The organism is Methanofastidiosum sp., assembly GCA_035362715.1.
GTDB lineage: Archaea > Methanobacteriota_B > Thermococci > Methanofastidiosales > Methanofastidiosaceae > Methanofastidiosum.
Map to the genome: position 1 here is coordinate 107,103 of DAOSDU010000003.1, position 18,837 is coordinate 125,939.

The 18,837-nt window shown below is 34.6% G+C and carries 24 protein-coding genes and 2 tRNA genes; 13 read left to right on the forward strand and 13 right to left on the reverse strand.

What is annotated here, in order from left to right; all coding sequences use genetic code 11:
- Positions 1–11: 11 nt before the first annotated feature.
- Both PLI06_03185 and PLI06_03190 read right to left on the reverse strand, forming a co-directional pair.
- Positions 12–347, reverse strand: a complete 336-nt coding sequence (locus PLI06_03185) for an RNAase P (GenBank protein ID HOI76601.1) — start codon at positions 345–347, stop codon at positions 12–14.
- A 63-nt stretch (positions 348–410) separates the two neighbouring features.
- A complete protein-coding gene (locus PLI06_03190; protein ID HOI76602.1) occupies positions 411–599 on the reverse strand; it encodes a DUF3795 domain-containing protein in 189 nt (62 codons plus the stop codon).
- 230 nt (positions 600–829) lie between these two features.
- Between PLI06_03190 and PLI06_03195 the strand changes: the two genes are divergently transcribed.
- The 5 genes from PLI06_03195 to PLI06_03215 all read left to right on the forward strand — a co-directional run bounded on the left by PLI06_03195 (position 830) and on the right by PLI06_03215 (position 3,629).
- Positions 830–1,663: a CBS domain-containing protein gene (locus tag PLI06_03195; GenBank protein HOI76603.1), complete on the forward strand. Its 834-nt coding sequence runs from the start codon at positions 830–832 to the stop codon at positions 1,661–1,663.
- Between the two features lie 10 nt (positions 1,664–1,673).
- Complete coding sequence (gene ftsY, locus PLI06_03200; GenBank protein HOI76604.1) at positions 1,674–2,573, forward strand: signal recognition particle-docking protein FtsY; 900 nt, start codon at positions 1,674–1,676, stop codon at positions 2,571–2,573.
- Between the two features lie 35 nt (positions 2,574–2,608).
- Positions 2,609–2,682: transfer RNA gene (locus PLI06_03205), tRNA-His, on the forward strand.
- A gap of 82 nt (positions 2,683–2,764) precedes the next feature.
- The gene (locus tag PLI06_03210) at positions 2,765–3,001 is read left to right on the forward strand and encodes a hypothetical protein (GenBank protein HOI76605.1); all 237 of its coding nucleotides are present in this window, start codon (positions 2,765–2,767) and stop codon (positions 2,999–3,001) included.
- 118 nt (positions 3,002–3,119) lie between these two features.
- Positions 3,120–3,629, forward strand: coding sequence for an Lrp/AsnC family transcriptional regulator (locus tag PLI06_03215; GenBank protein ID HOI76606.1), 510 nt, complete (start codon positions 3,120–3,122; stop codon positions 3,627–3,629).
- 32 nt (positions 3,630–3,661) lie between these two features.
- On the opposite strand, the gene PLI06_03220 is transcribed toward PLI06_03215, so the two are convergent.
- The 5 genes from PLI06_03220 to PLI06_03240 form a co-directional block, all read right to left on the reverse strand.
- A complete protein-coding gene (locus PLI06_03220) occupies positions 3,662–4,159 on the reverse strand; it encodes a rubrerythrin family protein (protein HOI76607.1) in 498 nt (165 codons plus the stop codon).
- 30 nt (positions 4,160–4,189) lie between these two features.
- Positions 4,190–5,371, reverse strand: a complete 1,182-nt coding sequence (locus tag PLI06_03225) for an FprA family A-type flavoprotein (protein HOI76608.1) — start codon at positions 5,369–5,371, stop codon at positions 4,190–4,192.
- 5 nt (positions 5,372–5,376) lie between these two features.
- The gene (locus tag PLI06_03230) at positions 5,377–5,541 is read right to left on the reverse strand and encodes a rubredoxin (protein HOI76609.1); all 165 of its coding nucleotides are present in this window, start codon (positions 5,539–5,541) and stop codon (positions 5,377–5,379) included.
- Between the two features lie 55 nt (positions 5,542–5,596).
- Positions 5,597–6,103, reverse strand: a complete 507-nt coding sequence (locus tag PLI06_03235) for a ferritin family protein (GenBank protein HOI76610.1) — start codon at positions 6,101–6,103, stop codon at positions 5,597–5,599.
- Between the two features lie 159 nt (positions 6,104–6,262).
- Positions 6,263–6,568, reverse strand: coding sequence for an MscL family protein (locus tag PLI06_03240; GenBank protein HOI76611.1), 306 nt, complete (start codon positions 6,566–6,568; stop codon positions 6,263–6,265).
- A 244-nt stretch (positions 6,569–6,812) separates the two neighbouring features.
- On the opposite strand from PLI06_03240, the gene PLI06_03245 reads away from it, so the two are divergent.
- Together PLI06_03245 and PLI06_03250 are read left to right on the forward strand one after the other, a co-directional pair.
- The gene (locus PLI06_03245; protein ID HOI76612.1) at positions 6,813–8,006 is read left to right on the forward strand and encodes a betaine/proline/choline family ABC transporter ATP-binding protein; all 1,194 of its coding nucleotides are present in this window, start codon (positions 6,813–6,815) and stop codon (positions 8,004–8,006) included.
- Positions 7,999–8,844 (forward strand): ABC transporter permease subunit, encoded by an 846-nt coding sequence (locus PLI06_03250; GenBank protein HOI76613.1) that lies wholly within the window; start codon positions 7,999–8,001, stop codon positions 8,842–8,844. The genes PLI06_03245 and PLI06_03250 overlap by 8 nt, the downstream gene beginning before the upstream one ends.
- Before the next feature lie 5 nt (positions 8,845–8,849).
- On the opposite strand, the gene PLI06_03255 is transcribed toward PLI06_03250, so the two are convergent.
- On the reverse strand, positions 8,850–9,269 hold the full coding sequence (locus tag PLI06_03255) for a helix-turn-helix domain-containing protein (protein HOI76614.1): 420 nt from the start codon (positions 9,267–9,269) through the stop codon (positions 8,850–8,852).
- A 114-nt stretch (positions 9,270–9,383) separates the two neighbouring features.
- Here PLI06_03255 and PLI06_03260 point away from each other — a divergent pair, with 114 nt between their 5' ends.
- A complete protein-coding gene (locus PLI06_03260) occupies positions 9,384–10,271 on the forward strand; it encodes a glycine betaine ABC transporter substrate-binding protein (GenBank protein HOI76615.1) in 888 nt (295 codons plus the stop codon).
- A 22-nt stretch (positions 10,272–10,293) separates the two neighbouring features.
- Here PLI06_03260 and PLI06_03265 read toward each other — a convergent pair whose 3' ends face one another.
- Both PLI06_03265 and PLI06_03270 read right to left on the reverse strand, forming a co-directional pair.
- A complete protein-coding gene (locus PLI06_03265; GenBank protein ID HOI76616.1) occupies positions 10,294–10,956 on the reverse strand; it encodes an N-glycosylase/DNA lyase in 663 nt (220 codons plus the stop codon).
- A gap of 19 nt (positions 10,957–10,975) precedes the next feature.
- A tRNA-Val gene (locus PLI06_03270) sits at positions 10,976–11,052 on the reverse strand.
- Between the two features lie 162 nt (positions 11,053–11,214).
- Between PLI06_03270 and radB the strand changes: the two genes are divergently transcribed.
- A complete protein-coding gene (radB, locus tag PLI06_03275; GenBank protein HOI76617.1) occupies positions 11,215–11,841 on the forward strand; it encodes a DNA repair and recombination protein RadB in 627 nt (208 codons plus the stop codon).
- On the opposite strand, the gene PLI06_03280 is transcribed toward radB, so the two are convergent.
- The 3 genes from PLI06_03280 to PLI06_03290 form a co-directional block, all read right to left on the reverse strand.
- Positions 11,822–12,187, reverse strand: a complete 366-nt coding sequence (locus tag PLI06_03280) for a DUF555 domain-containing protein (GenBank protein ID HOI76618.1) — start codon at positions 12,185–12,187, stop codon at positions 11,822–11,824. The genes radB and PLI06_03280 overlap by 20 nt on opposite strands.
- Positions 12,188–12,191: 4 nt before the next feature.
- Positions 12,192–12,488, reverse strand: a complete 297-nt coding sequence (locus PLI06_03285) for a DUF357 domain-containing protein (protein ID HOI76619.1) — start codon at positions 12,486–12,488, stop codon at positions 12,192–12,194.
- A gap of 125 nt (positions 12,489–12,613) precedes the next feature.
- On the reverse strand, positions 12,614–13,249 hold the full coding sequence (locus tag PLI06_03290) for a hypothetical protein (protein ID HOI76620.1): 636 nt from the start codon (positions 13,247–13,249) through the stop codon (positions 12,614–12,616).
- 233 nt (positions 13,250–13,482) lie between these two features.
- Here PLI06_03290 and PLI06_03295 point away from each other — a divergent pair, with 233 nt between their 5' ends.
- From PLI06_03295 to PLI06_03310, 4 genes are all read left to right on the forward strand, one after another.
- Positions 13,483–14,523, forward strand: coding sequence for an Ig-like domain-containing protein (locus PLI06_03295; protein ID HOI76621.1), 1,041 nt, complete (start codon positions 13,483–13,485; stop codon positions 14,521–14,523).
- A gap of 125 nt (positions 14,524–14,648) precedes the next feature.
- Positions 14,649–15,776, forward strand: a complete 1,128-nt coding sequence (locus PLI06_03300; protein HOI76622.1) for a ribonuclease H-like domain-containing protein — start codon at positions 14,649–14,651, stop codon at positions 15,774–15,776.
- Positions 15,773–18,088, forward strand: coding sequence for a DEAD/DEAH box helicase (locus PLI06_03305; GenBank protein HOI76623.1), 2,316 nt, complete (start codon positions 15,773–15,775; stop codon positions 18,086–18,088). The genes PLI06_03300 and PLI06_03305 overlap by 4 nt, the downstream gene beginning before the upstream one ends.
- Positions 18,089–18,346: 258 nt before the next feature.
- Positions 18,347–18,837, forward strand: a 491-nt coding sequence (locus tag PLI06_03310) for a CARDB domain-containing protein (protein HOI76624.1), incomplete at its 3' end; no start/stop codon positions are given.

The following is an 18,837-nucleotide window of genomic DNA, read 5'->3' on the forward strand; positions in this document are numbered from 1 at the left end:
AGTATCTAGCTCTATTTTTTTAAATTACTTTGAATTTTCTTTTCTTTAGAATAAGGTATTCTTTTTATATTGCCACAATTTAAACAGGTAAATGTAACTTTTCCTTTTCCCGTTCTAACCCTCACCGTTTTATTTGGGATTAAAATAGTGAAACATTTTTTACAGAATTTTCTCTTAAATTTGGACGATATTCTTATTTTATGGCGCCTAGAGATTGCCATAGCTGTTCTTATAGAATTTCTTGATAGAACTTCATCATTCTTGTGTAACTCTGAGGACTTTAGAAGTTCTTTTATACGTTCAGAAGCTACTTTTTTTCTAACATTTTTTCTCTCTTTCCATCCCATTAATTTTAATTTTATTATTTAGTTAATAAATACTTAGGTAAAATTAAAAATCTTGGTTATTTATTATTCACTTGCTAGATACTGGCAGTATCTATAACTTATTGGCCCAGACTTTGTTATTTCACAAGGAAAATCCGGGCATTCAAAACAAAGATTTATTTTCATCTCGTAAGCACAAGTTGCTATCTTACAAAACTTGTTCTCTTTTGGTAAACATCCATTATCCCCATTAGGGCATTGTTTTCTAATCATTTTTGGGCATTTTTAACAACTAATCCCACAAACTCCAATCTTCATATATTCATCCCTATATTCTGTCAATACAGCCCAAATTAATAGTATTAGAGTCACAACTGTGACTTATAATGGAAGTGGCTGTTTTAATATTCATGATTATCCCGCCTTAAAACAAATATAAAAAGCTTTATATACCTTACTTTATCTTAAAGCACGTTCTGCCCACTAAATTGTTTCGTGATATTATGATAAAAGTAGAAGAAGTAATGGTTAGAGATGTAATTTCGGTGACCATACCAGCAACAGTAAATGAAGCCCTCGAAAAAATGCAAAAATACAAGAAGCCAGATTTACCAGTCATAAACAAAGAAAAAGAGCTTGTTGGGATCATTTCCTTGGACGATATAATAAAAAACCCCAATGAAGATCAGATAGCTTTAGTAATGAGTAGGAATTTTAAATCAGTCAAAGAAGGAGACGGGATAAAAAAAGTTGCTAAAATTCTTTTAGATAATAATCTATCAAGAGTTCCTGTTATTTCTAATGGGAAGCTTATGGGTGTTGTGGCCGTTAGGGATATTGTAATGAACGGTATTTCAAAACTTGATCTAAATGATACTTGTCAAAAATATATGAAAGAAGAAGTGCCTTGCATTTGGCAGGATACTCCCTTGAGGTCTGCACTTATGATTATGGTTTACAGCAAATCCAATTTTTTCATGGTCTTGGGAAATGATGGCGGAATAGTGGGAATTGTAGATACCCAGGATATAATGTCTTCTGGGGAATTCCTAGACGAACTTAAGACCACTGAGCTTAATATTTCAGGTGAAGGTGATGATTGGGCGTGGGAGCCTAAAAATGCCTTGCATATAGTTTCAAAGAAGCTCACACTCCCTTTAAAACCAATAAAGGATGTAATGTCAACTGAACTTGTAACAGTTTCAAGAAAAACAACCGTCAGTAAATGTGCAAAAGAGATGAGAAAAAATAGCATTGAACAAATACCTATCATTAATGCTGAAGGGGCACTAATAGGGATTATTAGGGATGTTGATATAATAAAGTCCCTTTTATGAGCTGATACTGTTGTTCGACTCTTTAAAAAATAAATTTTCAGGTCTTGTAGATGGAGTTAGCTCCAAGAAGATAACTGAAAAAGACCTTAATAAAATTCTAGAAGATTTTGAACTTTCACTTCTTGAAAGTGACGTTTCTATGGCTGTTTCTGAGAAGATTGTCAATGAACTGAAGAAGAAACTTACTGGAGAAAAGATTGGATTAACTTCAAATAAAAAAGATTTTGTAAAAATAGCTGTAGAAGAAACTTTGACTGAGATACTTGAATACAAAAAATATAATATTTTTAAAGAAATTGATAAAAAGAAGAAAGCAGGAGAAATATTCTCAATAGCATTTGTTGGCTTCAATGGAACAGGCAAGACCACAACCATTGCAAAATTTGGTAAATTATTAAATGATAAGGGATACAAAGTTGTGATAGCGGCATCGGATACTTTCAGGGCGGGTTCAATTGAGCAACTTTGCCTGCATGCTGAAAACATCGGGATAAAGGTAATAAAGCATAATTATGGCGCTGACCCAGCAGCCGTTGCATTCGATGCAATAAATCATGCAAAGGCTAGAGGAATAGATGTTGTTCTAATAGATACTGCAGGCCGCTCAGAAATGAATAGAAATTTGATGGATGAAATGAAGAAATTAGTTAGGGTATCAAATCCTGACATGAAAATATTTGTTGGGGATTCTCTTGCAGGTAATGCTGTAGCAGAGCAAGCAACAAAGTTTTCAGAAATTGGCCTTGATGGTTCAATATTAACTAAAGTTGATGCCGATTCTAGAGGCGGTGCTGCTCTTTCAATAAGTTATATTACGGGCAAACCTATTCTTTTTATCGGAACGGGTCAAGGATACGACGACCTAGAGCCTTTTGATCCAAAATGGCTTGTTGAAAGGATACTCCCATAACATTTATAAACATCCTGACTTTAGGTTTTCTGATGGCCGGGGTGGGGTAGCTTGGTTATCCTATGGGACTGTGGATCCCATGACTCGGGTTCAAATCTCGGCCCCGGCCCCTACTTCTTTTCTTTTTGAATAATAAATTTTATATGTTAGTTTTAATTTTTAGATATGTATAAACTCAAAAGCTGAAACTAATGGACGAACCTAGAAAAATTGGCATTGGAACTAGAATCACAATGAAATCGATGCATAATCTCTCTAAATTCTACTCCAAGACTAAATCTAGCAAACTGAGAATTTTAACACATTATGCCATACTCGGGATATTTTTTGTTTCTATCCTTTGGAAGCATAAGCCCACCAGTATTTCGAAAAAATCTTCTGAACTTAAATTCCTGGTATCTGTGGTACTAAGCTGGATTCACAAATAAATCACTTGGCATAAATCAAGTTATTTCTCTTTTAAAGAAAACGAGCTTAAATAATTTTTATCCGAAAAATATTTAAATTTATAATTATTAATTAATACAAAACGGAATTAGTGATAAAATGGCATCAGAACAACCAATTAAATTAGATAATCTGGATAAAGACATCCTGACTGAACTTCAAAAAGATGCAACTATTTCTTATAAAGATCTTTCAAAGAAAATAGGGGCGGCCGAATCTACAGTTTATGATAGAACAAGAAGGCTTAGGCAACTTGGTATAATTAAAGGGATAGTTCCTTTACTAGATGCAAAAAAATGCGGTAAACTTACAACTGCTTGGATAAGAGTCTCAATTGATAGTATTAAGGACATTGGGAGGATCTCGAAAGAGCTTGCAATGATTGATGAATTGCTTGAAGTCCATGAGATTTCGGGTGAATGGGACATCCTTGTTAAAACAAAAGTGACTGACAACGAAGAATTGAGAAATCTTGAGGTAGAAAAAATCGGCCCTATTAAAGGAATAAAAGGCCTCTATTCACTGATTGCAGTAAGGACTGAAAAAGAAGATATAAGGATAAAGCTTGAATCACTTGAAGAGCAAATGGCTTTGAATTCCGTTGATTGATATATTTATTTTTAATAAATAAAAATAATAGATTAATCTACTTTGTTAAATGCTTTTTTCATTGCACCACAAACTGGGCATTTTTCTGGGGCTTCATCTGCAACCGTGTAACCACAGACACTGCAAACATAGTAATCTTTTTCTGGAAAGTTGTCTAGGTTGTCAAGAGCTTTTTTATATAATCCTGCATGGATCTGCTCTACTTCATTAGCAAAAGCAAAAGATTTCTCAGCTATCTTCTCCCCTTCTGCTTTAGCTTCATCTATCATCTTGGGGTACATGCTTACAAATTCATGAGTTTCTCCAGAGATCGCTTCCTTTAGATTATCCTTTGTTGTGTTAATACCGCCTAGCGCCCTAAGATGGCTGTGTGCATGTACAGTTTCTGCAGCAGCCGCAGCCCTAAATAATTTTGCAATACCTGGGTAGCCTTCTTGGGCAGCTTTACTTGCAAAAGCAAGATATTTCCTATTTGCCTGCGATTCTCCGGCAAATGCTTCCATTAAATTTTTCTTAGTTTTTTCTTGCATAAAATCCCTCTAGACATAATTATAATTTCATCATAATCCTATTTCTTTATGTTTTTTATTTATCTCCTCTGCTAGCTTGTCTAGCGATTTGAAGTCATTTTCTTTTGGATAGCCCTTAATATATACCGGCTCAACTAATTCAACCTTAATGTTTGAAATCAATCCTTTTAGGACTTCAACTGTGTTTCCGCCCCAACCATAAGATCCGATTATTGAAACAAACCTTGTTTTAGGTCTGACAGCATTAACAAGATACGTTGCATAATAAGCAAGAGGATGTGGGCCAACTAACATTGTAGAAGCTCCAACTACGATAGTTGCAGCATCAACTAGTGACATTAAAAGCTCACCAGCATCGGCAATTTCAAGATTGAACAGTTTTACTTCTATTCCCTTCTTGGTTAAAGCTTCAGTAAGGCATTCTACCATAACTTTGGTGCTCCCGTGCATCGATACATAGGGTATGATAACTTGATTCTTGACCGAATCGCCGGACCAATCCTTGTAGGCTTCAATAATAAATGAAGGCTTATCATAAAGGGGGCCGTGGCTTGGGGCAATTATATCAATGTCTAATTTATCTATTCTTTCAAGGTGTTTTTTTATCATTGCCCTGAAAGGCATCATTATTTCGGCGTAATATCTTTTTGCCGAAAGATAAACTTCTTTTTCATCTGGAACGAACAGCTCACTTGAGGCATAATGAGATCCTAAGAAATCACAGGAAAAAAGGATTCTATCTTCTTTTAAATAAGAAAACATTGTGTCTGGCCAGTGGACCCAAGGCGCGATCATAAACTGGATAGTTTTATCGCCTAGAGAAATTTCTTCATTATCCTTTACAACTATGAACTTTTCGCTAGGAATCAATAGAAAAGACTCTATCAATTCTTTGCACTTAGCATTTGTAATTATTTTAGCTTCTGGGTACTTCTCTAAAATCTTTGGCAGAGATCCAGAATGGTCCTGCTCGGCATGATTTGATACAATGTAATCTATCTTCTTTGTACCAGTCATCTCGATTGCAGTCAAAAGATTATTCTCTTTACCAAAATCTGATGTATCTATTAGCATCGTCTTTTCACTACCCTTTATCATATAGGAATTATACGTAGTACCATGTGGCGTTGGAATTAGTGAATCAAAGAGCCTTCTATCCCAATCAATGAATCCAACCCAGTATATACCCTCTTTAATTGTCCTTGGAGTCATCAAAATCAATCCTCCTGTTTTTCGAACTGGCTCTTACTTGCACCACATACGGGGCATGTCCAATCGTCTGGAAGTTTTTCAAAAGGTGTTCCTGGGGGAATACCGCCATCAGGATCGCCTTCAGCAGGGTTGTAGACATAGCCACAAACTGAGCAAACATATTTGTTCATTTTTTTTCCTCCTTTATTTTTTTCAAAAGTAAGTTATATAATTTATTGTTATCTTTTACGGCCCAACGTGCATCATTGGCCAGGAGTCCTCATAGCTTTCAAATCTAAGTAAATTATCTTTTTCAATTTCTAAAAGTTTGTAATGGCCCATTTCCATATCTGCTATATAATTTAACATATTGAAGATGCCTTTTTCATCTTTGAATCTATTAGAAACTCCAAGATAAAAATCATGAGCAGCCATCTCTGCATTCATAGCCTGTTGAAGTACCTCACTAATCTGTATTTTTTCATCCTTAATCTTTATTTCTGGTAGCGGCACCGGTGTTTTATTGGGCATCTCAATAACTTTATTTGGGTATTTTTTCTTGTAGAGGCCTTCAAAGAATGATCTATGCTTATCCTCTTCCTTTGCCAGAAAATCCATTTTGTCCTTTAAGATTGCATTCTTGACAGAATCTTTAATTTTGAGGTAAGCCGCTCTACTGTCTACTTCACTTTTTAGTGAGGTGACTATCAGGTCTTCCGTTGAATATAATTTAAGATTATTAAAGCTAGACATTTTATCCTTAAAATATTTTATTAGTTGCAAAGATTGCAACTTCTTTTATATTAGTAATTAGTTCTATAAAAGTCTTTTGCGAATTTAAAATAGAAAAAAATCAATTTACTTATATTAAAATAAGTGAAATTTTATTAATAAATTAAAGAAATTAGAATATTACTTCTTTTCTACCTTTTCTTCTTTCAGGACTTTTTTAGCTATTATAAATACTACAAGCGCCAATATTACAAAGTTTATAATCTGCGCTAAGAAGGAGCCTGCTTTAATTGCAATAGGCCCAATGTTAATAACTGCAGTCTCCCACCCGCCAGATGGCATAAAAGGTGTGATAACTGGCATGATAATGTCCTCTACGAAAGATTTAACGAGGGATGTTGAAGCAGTTGCCATAATAAATGCTACAGCAAGTCCAACTACCTTGTATTCTTTTAAAAAGTCCATAAATTCTTGTATAAATCCCATAAGCTCACCATTCCATAGATTACATATCAATATAAATAAATTAAGGTTGTAATTGATATTTTTTCACATATAAAAAATATTTAAATTCATAATATTATTTTCATATAATATATCAATAGATAATATTTAATTAATAATATTTAAAATTAATGATTATTGTAAGTCAAAAATCGAAACTTATTTAAAGGCCCATAAAAATTTTTAATTAATCGAATAACAATTATTTTGATTTTTTGGCGATAAAATGTTAGATTTAAAAATAAACAATCTTTACATGATATTTGGAAAAACTCCTGAGAAAGCTTTTCCACTGATCGAAAAAGGTTTAACTAGAAGCGAAATAAAAGAAAAAACTGGACAAATTGTTGCTCTAAGAGATATAAATCTTGAAATTAATAAAGGAGAAATATTTGTTATAATGGGTCTTTCGGGAAGCGGTAAATCAACACTGATACGATGCATTAATCGTTTGATATTCCCCACAAAAGGCGAAGTACTAATTGGAAACGAAAAAATAAATATCTTAGATCTTAATCAAACAGAATTAATTGAATTAAGGCGAAAAAAATTTGGAATGGTTTTTCAAAGATTTGGTCTCTTACCGCATAGAACTATTCTCGACAACGTTGTTTTGGGCCTTGAAATAAAAGGCACCCCAAAAGAAGAAATGGAGAATATAGGAAAAAAAATATTAAAAACAGTGGGACTTGCAGGTTGGGAAAATAGCATGCCTGATGAACTTAGTGGAGGGATGAAACAGCGAGTTGGACTCGCTAGAGCCTTAGCAATTGACCCGGATATACTCCTAATGGACGAGCCCTTTAGTGCATTAGACCCATTGATAAGGGACAACATGCAAGAAGAATTATTAAGAATTCAAAGAAAGATGAAAAAAACTATAATATTTATAACTCACGATTTAAACGAAGCAGTAAAACTGGGTAATAGAGTTGCAATTTTAAATGAAGAAGGTGTTCTTGTACAGATCGATACAGTTGAGAATATTTTAATTAATCCTGCAACAGAATTTGTTAAAACTTTTGTACAAAACGTCGATAGACATCACGTAATAAAAGTTGAATATATAACAAAACAAAATAAGATTGTACTTACTCCTGATGTAAGCCCACATGAGGCGATAAATAAATTAAAGAAGAATAGAGTAACTTATTCCTTTGTTGTAGATGAAGGCCAAAAACTTTTGGGAATAATTTTGTTATCCGAACTAGACAAATCCAAATCTGAAGAAAATATCACAATTGAGCCATATATTAAAAAATGTAATTCTTTAGAAAGCGTGGTTACTCTTGCAGAGGCTTTGCCCTTGTTAATTACTTCAAAAACTGCTGTGGCTGTTGTCGATGAGGAAGGAATTCTTTTGGGTCATGCAAATGAGAAGGCCGCAATAGAGATTTTGAGGGGTGATCCACATAATTGAAATTCCTCAAATACCCATAGGGGAGGCAATAGTTGATATCATAACTTTCTTGAGAGTAAATTTCTCCGCAATATTCGATATTATAAGATCTATAATATCTGCAATTGTTGGATTTTTTTATTCAACTCTCATCTTCATCCCTCCAGCAGTTCTAATTGCAATCTTTGCTCTAATATCTTGGAAGACTGCAAAGATTAAAGTGGCAATCTTTGCTGTTGTTAGTCTGCTGCTGATTATTAGTATGGATTTATGGAACGCCACAATTGAAACTTTGTCTTTAGTTTTAGTGGCCACGATTATTGCACTTTTTATAGGATTTCCTTTGGGAATACTAAAAGCAAGATCAAAAACTTTTGGTGCTATAATAGAGCCAATGCTTGATTTAATGCAAACTCTCCCTTCCCTATCATATCTTATACCTGCCGTATTATTTTTTAGGATAGGCGTAGTTCCGGGAGTAATTGCCACAGTTATATTTTCAATGCCTCCTGCAATAAGATTAACAAGTTTAGGCCTTGAGCATGTTTCTAAAGAAATGATTGAAGTTGGAAAATCATTTGGAGCCACACCTCGTCAATTACTTCTTAAAATAGAGATACCTCTTGCTCTACCTTCAATTATGATGGGGGTAAATCAGACTATAATGTTGGCTTTTTCTATGGTTGTTATAGCAGGATTCATTGGAGCTGGCGGACTCGGAGAAGTCATTATATCGGGATTGCAGCGATACAATTTAGTCGATTCCATAGAAGCGGGGCTTTCCATTGTATTCTTGGCAATTATACTAGATAGAGTAACGAAACAACTTGGAAAAATCTACGATGTAAAGAAAAATTAATTTTTTTATTCATTTTTTTCAAATGAATTTAATATTCTCCTAACTTGCCATATAGAATAATTAACATTGTATTTTTCTTGAATTAATTTTTGAACATCCCTAGACTTTTTTATGTCTAATTCTTTCAACACTATCTTTAACTCTTCTTTCGTGGATTGATTAAGTTTAGGGTGTCTACCCCCTTTGAAATTGGGCATTAGCTGTTCTTGCCCTTTCTCATTCCACTTTTTAAGCCAATGATACCCCGTATTTTTTGTAATTCCAATAAGTTCTGAAGCATCTTCTACACCCATACCTTTGTATAGAAATCTGATAAAATACAATCTCTGTAAGAGTCTAATTTGTCCTTCTAACATGTGAATTGTATAGTCTAATTCTTTAATTGACACATTTTTCTTAACATTATATGTAATTTTTCTAGACATTAATATTAGTATTTTAAATTAAGTTAAAAATGTTTTGCTCTTAATATAATCCATAAACCTTTTATACTATTAAAATTTTTTTATTATTAATCGCTAAATTTGGAGGTGTAATTAGTGTTAAATTCTAAAAAAAGTTTAATTTGTATAGGCACAATAATTTTAGTATTTTCAATTGTGCTAAATACAGGTTGTATAGGACAAGCTGAGGAAGTAACAACTGACAAAGGAACAATAAATTTGGGACTCCCACCTTGGCCAGGGGTAACTGTAAAGACCCAAGTGGCTAAAGTAATATTAGAAGAAATGGGATACAAAGTTGAAACAAATCAATTAGACGCAGGAATAGTATATGCTGAAATGGCGGAAGGTAATATCGACGCTTTATTGGCCGGATGGCTACCTGCAACCCATCAGGAATACTGGAATATTCATCAAAATAATCTTGAATTGGTTCATATAAATGTTCCCGGAACATGGCTAGGACTTGCTGTTCCAACATATGTCTACGAAGCTGGTGTAACATCAATATCTGATTTAAACGGAAGAGAAACAGAGTTTGAAGGAAGAATAGTTGGAATCGAACCTGGAGCAGGAATAATGATCAATACAGGCAAAGCAATAGATGCTTATGGATTAACTGGGTACACTCTTAAAACAAGTAGCACCCCCGCAATGATTGCCGAAGTAGATGCAGCGACATTAAATAACGAATGGATAGTATTTACAATATGGGAACCACATTCTGCGTTTGTAAGATTTGACATACAAAAGCTCGAAGATCCACAAAAGGTATATGGTGACGGAGACGTCGTGTATACCATTGTTAGAAAGGGATTCAAAGAAGACTTTCCAGAAGCTTATGCATTCTTTGAGAAGTTTCAGGTAACAGAAGACACGCAGAGCGAATGGATACTCGAATACAGTGATAAAGGTAGAGATCCAGCAGAAATAGCAAGAGAGTGGGTGAACAACAATAGAGACTTAGTTGAAGAATGGATTTAATAAATCCATATTTTTTTTATTTTTATTTAAATATCTCTTTTGTTTCCTTGTACCAGAGAACAATATCCAAGTGATCAAGAGGAATTTCAATTTCCTTTGAAAATTCTCTCACAATGTTTTCTATTTCTAAGTATTTTTTTGGAGGTATGGAGTCAGGTATTTTTTCTATGACGCCAATTAACACAAGATTCTTTAAGATATGCCTATCGAGGATTGCTAGATCTTCGCCCTTTCCAATATTCCTCAAGAAATGGCTTGCTTCTTTGTGGCCCATACCCTTTACATTTTCTACCAGCCATTCTCTTATCTCAAAAGGGGATTGATATTTTTCAATTTCTTTTCTTAAGGTAATCTTCCCATTTACTTTGAATAGTTCCCTAACTTCAACTATGTACTTGGCTTTTTTATACTTGAATCTTACGCCATAAAGACACTCTAGAACTTCTTCTTCACTCCCATTGATTAATGCATCCTTTCCTTTTAGAGTACAGACAGATCCCCAGCACATCTTTGCTTTAGACTGCGGAGTTAAAAGACAAAAAGCAAGCTCAGAAAACAGATTTTCATCAGTCTCATTTTGCCATATTTCAGAAAATTCATTAAGGCGAGCCTCTATCTCGTCTTTGATAGATGAATATATTTCCAATACCTCTTCTATTTTTTCTTTATTATAAGAATTTGGCATACATTCACATTAAAAGAGATGGTGGGCCCACTGAGATTCGAACTCAGGACCTCCACCGTGTCGAGGTGACGTCATAACCAACTAGACCATGGGCCCTTAACTCAAAACTAGACTCTCCATATAAAAGATTTTCTATGTCCATTGAGAATATTTTTATCTCGCTTCTTTAGAAAACACTTTATAAATATACCAAGATTAAAGGGTATAGTTATTCAAGGTGATTAAATAAAATTTGGAGGAAATCCTTTAGACCAGCTGATGGACGGCGCTCCAGAAGGGGTAATAACTCAAGTATATGGTGAGCATGCAACAGGAAAGACCACACTCTGTTTAATGTGCTGCAAATATTCCCTTCTTAGAGGCAAAAAATCAGTATTCATTGATACAGAAGGTGGATTTTCTCCGAAGAGGCTTTCTTTGATGGGGGTTAAGAACCTTGATGATATAATAGTATTCCAGCCAAGAGACTTTGCGGCACAAGAGGAATCATTGGTAAAACTTGAAAGGATTATGAGCCCTAGGATTGGATTTGTTTGTGTCGACTCACTCGTATCTTTATACCGACTTGAGGGGTATGATCATAAAAAGAGAACAGAGCTAGCAAGGCAGCTTGGAAACGATCTATTGATTCTATCAAGGATTGCCAGAGATTTTGACATACCTCTAATAATAACAAATCAAGTTTATGATGATGTGACAGGTGGCAAAGAAAAAATACCTGTTGGAGGGGACGTGTTAAAATACTGGTCCAAATTGATAGTTAAACTTGAAAAGGATGAACAGATTAAGAGAAAGGCCACATTAGTGAGACACCCCTATAAAAAAGAAGGAGAATCTGTTTTCTACGATATAGGAGACCCAGGTATCATCGACGCTTCTTTCTGACCTTTTCTACCCGCTCCTTTATTTCAAATGTTTTGAACGGAACATCTTTCAGGGCTTTTCCCACAACTGACTTTGCAATATTTTCTGCGTGTTTTGTGTGCTCTGCGTTGAATACATCTAGGGTTAGATATATCCCAACAAGAGAAACATCTCCTACAAAAAATGAACTTTCAAAATAATCGCCACACTTTGGGCACTGTGACATGCCTATCTCAACCTTGACATACTCAAGCTTACTTGCTTTAAGTTTTTTAGTAACACTTGACATTGCAACTTTAATTGCATCTTCACCGTCTTTAATATCTCGCACAATAATTGGAACTTCTAAAGTAACTTTATAATCCAATTAATCACCTCGTCTCCTCTTCAAAAGCAAAATATTCACTTGTTGAAACTTTAAATACCCCAAGCCTTGCACCTGCATCAAGGTACCCATGGAGATAATTCAATGAAGCAAAAGCTGTAACGTAATCACCTTTTTCTTTGAAATATTTTGCATCCTCATAATATCTTTTTGCCATATCTAGATAGTCATTTGCTACCTTTTCCATATGGGATCCTTTAGGGGGATTGATCTTGATGTCATCAAAAGCCTTTTTTGCTATTTCAAAGTATTTTGTAAGTTTTTCGTCACTAATCTCTCTCAAAAAATCTCTCCTTTTGTATCACAATTCTCTCACAAACTTATAATAGCAATTGCTATTGCTTTAATATGGAAAGTATCAGAATGCTTTATATCTATTGTGGATTAATTTTAAAAGCATTTTTTAATTCAAATAAATTTTTCAATAACTTCCTGGCCTCTTTTCCTCGTAGGCGTTTTCTTTGTTTTTTTTGGTTTCAATATCGTTAATTTTGTTTGTTTTTTCTTTGGAGGCTTTGCACCTACAATTTTAGACAGATTTTCTGTTGGAGGGGCTATTTTATTGCCGTCTTTGTCCATTCCAAGAAGGTCAAAGATGTCCCAGGTAATGCAGTGAATTCCATTTCTATTAAAACCTCTTGTGTCATATCCTTCTGAATTATATCCTTCAGGATCATATTTCGTTTTAGTTTCTATATGTATCCTATTCTTATCAAACCCATCTTTGTTGTATCCAAAGCAATCATATCCTTCTAGGTTGTATCTGTTATTTGTATCGTTATGGGTGCCTTCTCGATTGAATCCTTTTCTATTGAAGCCTTCCCTGTTATATCCCTCTCTATCAAATCCTACTAGGTCAAATCCGTCTCTGTCAAATCCAGAGATATTGAATCCTTCTCTGTTATACCCATCCAGATCGTATTTATGATTTGTTATATTATGGACGCCGTTTTTGTCAAATCCCTTAGGATCATACATTGTACCTGTATCTTTATGAATGCCCCGCCAGTCAAAACCATACTTTTCATAATCATCGTTTTTCATTTAGGTCAATATATATTGTGAATTATAAAATAAATAGTTTTCTTATTTTAGGATTATATTGACGTCATTAGACGAAATAGATTGCGACAACCGCAAACTTTTTATATATGTTTATTTTCAATTTAAGCATCTATATAAAATCTAAATATAGATATGGGGGAGGTATTACAACGAAAAAATTAATTTCAGCAATTTTGATATTAGTATTAATTTCAACTGTATTTACGTCTTTTGTGTTTGCAAATGGAGGTGGATGCCCACCAACTACAATAGATCGTACTATTAATGATACAATTAGTTGTGGTCAAACTTATTACCTGTGGGACAGTGATCTCCGTTTACCCCTTTTCTATTACCTTGACGATATCACATGCCCACCTGGTTGCGGCAACGCAGAGATTAAATGGGTTCAGGTAAGCAAATATCTATATTTGCACGTTATTGAATACACTCCTAGCTCTACATGTTGCTGTGGAGAAAACATTTTTTACGTCAAAATGACTAAGTGGTTTTCGAGTAAAACTAAAACCATAAAAATTACAGTAAATGTTGATTGCCCACCACCCAATCCATGTGAAATTCCACCAGTTGCAGTTGACGACTCTTATAAAACAAATGAGAACGCCTGTGCCAATTTCAGTGTACTTGACAATGACGATGACAAAAATCCAAAACAAATAATTGTTACTAAACCTAAGTATGGTTCGGCTGAAGAATCTGGAGGGAAAATTTACTACTGTCCATTAGGTAATTATTGCGGAGAAGACACATTCACATACTACTACATCACAGAAAATGATTGCATATCAAACACTGCAACAGTCACAGTCACAATACCTTGTAAAACACCACTACCTGAAACTATACTTTACCCTGGGATAGGTCTAGAGCGATTGACAATCCCTGGGGGCCCAATTCCAATAGATGGCTCCATAGGTGCAGTACTTGACACAGGCACTAATATTATCTCAGATGGAAAAGTCGTATCTTCTTTAGAGCTTCTACCTGGAACTCAGACATTACTTGTTCAAGTAGAAAACAGGGGATCTTTAACTCAAACAGACGTCGGAGTAATGTTTGAAGGTTTACCTGGAGGAGTAACATACACTTTAGAACCAGAATTGCAAAAGATAACTGCACACAACTTAGGTACCTACATTTTAACTCTAACAGCATCTCCAAATGTACAACCTGGGACATACATAGTTAAAGCAAAAGCTTACTCTGCAATGGGATCACTAGACGAAATCATATTAAACATAATAATCAAATAAATATTTATTTTTTTATTTTTATTTCTATTATACTCTTCTATTTAATTCTACATTATAATAATAACACTTAAATAGAAATTGATAACTTAAAGTTGTTAATCAATTCTCAAACTAACTGTGAGTTTATGCCCATTACAATTAAATCAGATCAAGAAAATAATCCAAATATTTCTAATAAATCTCCTTTCAGTGGAATAGGTAAAAATTACAGAACAAAAATAGATGCAGTCAAAGAATATGAGATAATAGAAGAAAATGAAGACATAAAAAATGACTTTTTGCATGGAATGCCATTTGGCGTTAATTATAATGATTATGTTAATGCACAAAATCTCAAAGCTAAGCTGGTAAATAAATATCAGAATATGGAGCTACCTGAAGTAATTGAAGGATTTGAAACTAATAGTGAATTTGGGAATGTATTTACAATTACTCAAGATATCAAATCAGACCTAAAAAAGTTCTCAAGAGAAAAGGCAAAAGAAAAAATTCTATCGGAATTGAGATTAATATATGGGATAGGAGATACGAAAAAAAAATATCTTAAGAGTAGAGGTTATCATACAATTGAAGATCTTGTTCACCACCCGTATTTTTCAAGCGAGGCTAAACATTGTGTGGATTTGATTGAATCCATGAATACTAAAAATATTATGGATAGAATTTCTCACTGGCTATCAAAATCAGATGAGCTTGCATACTGCTGCTCCGGATTTCATGAGAAGGAGGATTTTGTTTTCTTTGATATTGAAACATTAGGATTATTTAATAGGCCGATAATTCTCATCGGTGTTGCAAAATTTAATGAAGGACATCTTTCAATAAATCAATATTTCCTAAGAGGCCTAAACCAAGAGCCTGCAGCTTTGAATAAATTTCTTTCTCACCTTAACTCAAATACAGTCTTGGTGTCATATAATGGTAAATCCTTTGATGTTCCCTACATAAGGGAAAGACTTTCGTATTATGGAATGCACGGTCTTACAGAAAAACTACACTTTGACATGTTGCATTTTTCAAGAAAAGCGTGGAGAAACAAATATCCAAACTGTAGACTTGTAACACTGGAAAAATGTCTTTTTGGCATAGATAGAAATGATGATGTGCCAAGTGCTTTAGTTCCAGAGTTTTATGAAACTTATCTTAGAACTGGAAACATTGGTCCAGTAATACCAATAATTGAACACAACAGGCAAGACCTTATTACTCTTACAATGATATTTTCAAAACTTTATGAGGAATGGAGTCAGTGATTGAGAATATACTCATAAAATTAAGAAAAGACTCTTCTTTTGAGAGAAATATAGCACATGTTGAATTATTGCCTGAAAGGAAACCCCTCTATGGTGAGCTCAAAGAACAACTACCCGATAAGCTTAGCGATTACTTGGATATAAACAATATCCGGTTGTATAAACATCAGTGTGACAGCTTAGAGGAAATAAGAAAAGGAAATAATATTATAATAACGACCCCAACTGCCTCTGGTAAAACTCTTGCATTTAATTTACCTATTTATGAATCTCTATCACTAGATATCCATGCAACTGCCCTCTATCTATACCCTGCAAAGGCTCTTTCAAATGACCAGCTTAAGGTCTTAATAAAACTTGAACTTGAAACTGAGATTAGGGTTAATCCCAATGTTTATGATGGAGACACGCCCTCTACAATCAGGCCAAAAATAAGAAATGAATCTAGGATTATAGTTTCAAATCCCTATGAGGTGCACCACATCTTGGCTTGGCATTACAAATGGCAACATTTTTTTTCAAATCTAAAATTTATAGTCCTTGATGAAGCGCATATGTATAGGGGTGTTTTTGGATCAAATGTTTCTCTTCTTATCAGAAGACTACAGAGGATATGTGAGTATTATGGATCAAATCCTCAATTTATACTCTCAACAGCCACATTGGCAAATCCGATAGAATTTGCTGAAAAGCTTACAGGGTTAAAATTTGAGCTTATCTCAGAAGATGGCTCCCCCAAAGGTAAAAAATATTTCATTTTTTATAATCCGCATGCAGATGGATATCTATCCACGCATCAGGAATCAAAAAGATTGTTTCTTTTTTTCATAAGGGAAGGACTTCAAACATTGTGCTTCACTGTGTCTCGTAAAATGTCAGAATTAATTGCGCGATGGTCAAAAGAATCACTTGACCCTTCTGAAGAATCTCTAAAAGAAAAGATAATGGCTTATCGTGCTGGATATCTGCCAGAAGAGAGGAGAAGAATTGAAAATGGCCTAAAAAATGGCTCCATTAAGGGAGTAACTTCAACAAATGCACTTGAACTTGGAATTGACATAGGTGGGCTTGATAGTGTTATTATCTCTGGATACCCAGGAACTATTATATCTACGTGGCAGCAGGCAGGCAGAGCCGGAAGAGGAACTAATGATTCAGTTGCAACACTTGTTGCATTTCAAAATCAGCTTGATCAATATTTCATGAGGCATCCTCAAGTATTTTTTGGGAAATCGCATGAGCATGCCATTGTTGACCTATCAAATCCATACATTCTCTTTGGCCATACGATGTGTGCATCTTCTGAGCTGCCAATACTCATACAGAGGGACCAAAAATACCTTGGGCAAGAGCTGCCTCAAATTCTAGAAGAGCTCAAGAATGAATCACTTGTCAAGGAAACACCAAACGGTTGGATTTATTCTGGAACAAAGAGTGCCCCGATGGTAGTTAGCCTTGATAGCATCTCTAGTGATATCTTCAAAGTGATGTATAACAATAAGACTCTTGAAACAATGGATAGGGCGCAAGCATTCAGAGAAGCACATGAGGGGGCTGTTTTACTACATCAAGGTGAAACATATATCGTTGATTCGATGGATTTAAAAAATGGCATAATCAGGGCGAATAAAACTGATGTTGACTTTTATACGCAAGTGCTGAAAGAATCATTTGTTTCAATCATTGATGTAATTGATAAAAAAACAATTGGAAACGTTGAACTGTCTCTGGGCCACCTCAAGGTAACAGAAAATTATAACGCATATAAGATTATGAGAGGGGATAGTGCAATAGGCTACAAAAATATTTATTTGCCTCCGCTTGAATTTAACACAGTAGGTTTTTTCTTTACATTTCCCGCTTCAATAGAAGATGAGTTGTGGGGCGAGAGGAGTAGCGATAAAGATATTTTGGGTATGATGATCAAAAGGAAAAATGTTGATATCCGAAAGGAAGTATTTGGCGGATCACTCCATGGGATTGAGCACGCAATGATCGGTATTATGCCGTTTCACGTGATGTGTGACAGGTGGGATATCGGGGGATTATCAACAAACTTTCACCCATCAACAGCAAAGCCTACGGTATTCATCTATGACGGGTTTGAAGGAGGAATAGGATTATCTGAGAAGGCATATGAATTGTTTTCTGAGATTGTTGACACTACACTAGAGCTAGTTAAAGAATGCGACTGCAAGGAAGGGTGTCCTGCATGCATATATTCGCCAAAGTGTGGCAATGACAATAAACCCATGGATAAGAAAGGAACTATTATTTTACTTGAGGAGATTATGACAAATATCTCCATTTAAATGAGATTTTTTATATTATTAGACATTTAGCGATTATCGTATCTGAAATAGAAGAAAATAGTTATATTATTTTGTATTTTTATATCTTAGATATAACATAATTTAAACCTATTATAAGTTATTTTAAATTATTAATTAATATACATAATAAAAATATATAAATTTGAGACTATAACAAAAAAAATTGAGAAAACCGCAAACTATTTAAATTAAAAAAATTATTTTCTAATATATATTTCGATAATATCGGTGATTTTAATGAAAAGTAAAATAATTTCAATAATATTAGTATTAAGTTTATTCCTAACTTTTTTTACTAGTTTTGTATTTGCGGCAGCTATACTGACATCATCTATATCTGCAACACCTGCAACTGTCACACCAGGCCAGACCATAACAGTTGTGATGACAGTAAATAACACTGGAGGAGAGCAGGTAAATAATGTCACACCATCATCTCTAACATTGGGCGGGACAAGCACTGCAACAGGTCCAGTAACAGGACCATCCCCCGGATCGGCAAATATCGCCGCAGGAGGAAGTGCAACATTCACATGGACCTACACTGCTGGAGCGGCAGGCACAGTCAACTTCACTGGCAATGCCAGTGGAACTGGTGCAACTTCAGGAGCCACAGTCTCCTCAACTGCAAACGCATCAAATGACGTTACAATACTTGCAGCTGGAGTCCTCTCATCATCTATATCTGCAACACCTGCAACTGTCACACCAGGCCAGACCATAACAGT

What these genes read in the sequence shown, in the direction of transcription:
- PLI06_03210 (HOI76605.1), top strand. Translation starts at nt 2,765, where the DNA reads ATGGACGAACCTAGAAAAATTGGCATTGGAACTAGAATCACAATGAAA.
- PLI06_03220 (HOI76607.1), bottom strand. Translation starts at nt 4,159, where the DNA reads ATGCAAGAAAAAACTAAGAAAAATTTAATGGAAGCATTTGCCGGAGAA.
- PLI06_03265 (HOI76616.1), bottom strand. Translation starts at nt 10,956, where the DNA reads ATGCCAAATTCTTATAATAAAGAAAAAATAGAAGAGGTATTGGAAATA.
- PLI06_03225 (HOI76608.1), bottom strand. Translation starts at nt 5,371, where the DNA reads ATGACTCCAAGGACAATTAAAGAGGGTATATACTGGGTTGGATTCATT.
- PLI06_03290 (HOI76620.1), bottom strand. Translation starts at nt 13,249, where the DNA reads ATGAAAAACGATGATTATGAAAAGTATGGTTTTGACTGGCGGGGCATT.
- PLI06_03235 (HOI76610.1), bottom strand. Translation starts at nt 6,103, where the DNA reads ATGTCTAGCTTTAATAATCTTAAATTATATTCAACGGAAGACCTGATA.
- PLI06_03245 (HOI76612.1), top strand. Translation starts at nt 6,813, where the DNA reads ATGTTAGATTTAAAAATAAACAATCTTTACATGATATTTGGAAAAACT.
- PLI06_03195 (HOI76603.1), top strand. Translation starts at nt 830, where the DNA reads ATGATAAAAGTAGAAGAAGTAATGGTTAGAGATGTAATTTCGGTGACC.
- PLI06_03230 (HOI76609.1), bottom strand. Translation starts at nt 5,541, where the DNA reads ATGAACAAATATGTTTGCTCAGTTTGTGGCTATGTCTACAACCCTGCT.
- PLI06_03215 (HOI76606.1), top strand. Translation starts at nt 3,120, where the DNA reads ATGGCATCAGAACAACCAATTAAATTAGATAATCTGGATAAAGACATC.
- PLI06_03255 (HOI76614.1), bottom strand. Translation starts at nt 9,269, where the DNA reads ATGTCTAGAAAAATTACATATAATGTTAAGAAAAATGTGTCAATTAAA.
- PLI06_03190 (HOI76602.1), bottom strand. Translation starts at nt 599, where the DNA reads ATGATTAGAAAACAATGCCCTAATGGGGATAATGGATGTTTACCAAAA.
- PLI06_03185 (HOI76601.1), bottom strand. Translation starts at nt 347, where the DNA reads ATGGGATGGAAAGAGAGAAAAAATGTTAGAAAAAAAGTAGCTTCTGAA.
- radB (HOI76617.1), top strand. Translation starts at nt 11,215, where the DNA reads ATGGACGGCGCTCCAGAAGGGGTAATAACTCAAGTATATGGTGAGCAT.
- PLI06_03240 (HOI76611.1), bottom strand. Translation starts at nt 6,568, where the DNA reads ATGGGATTTATACAAGAATTTATGGACTTTTTAAAAGAATACAAGGTA.
- PLI06_03300 (HOI76622.1), top strand. Translation starts at nt 14,649, where the DNA reads ATGCCCATTACAATTAAATCAGATCAAGAAAATAATCCAAATATTTCT.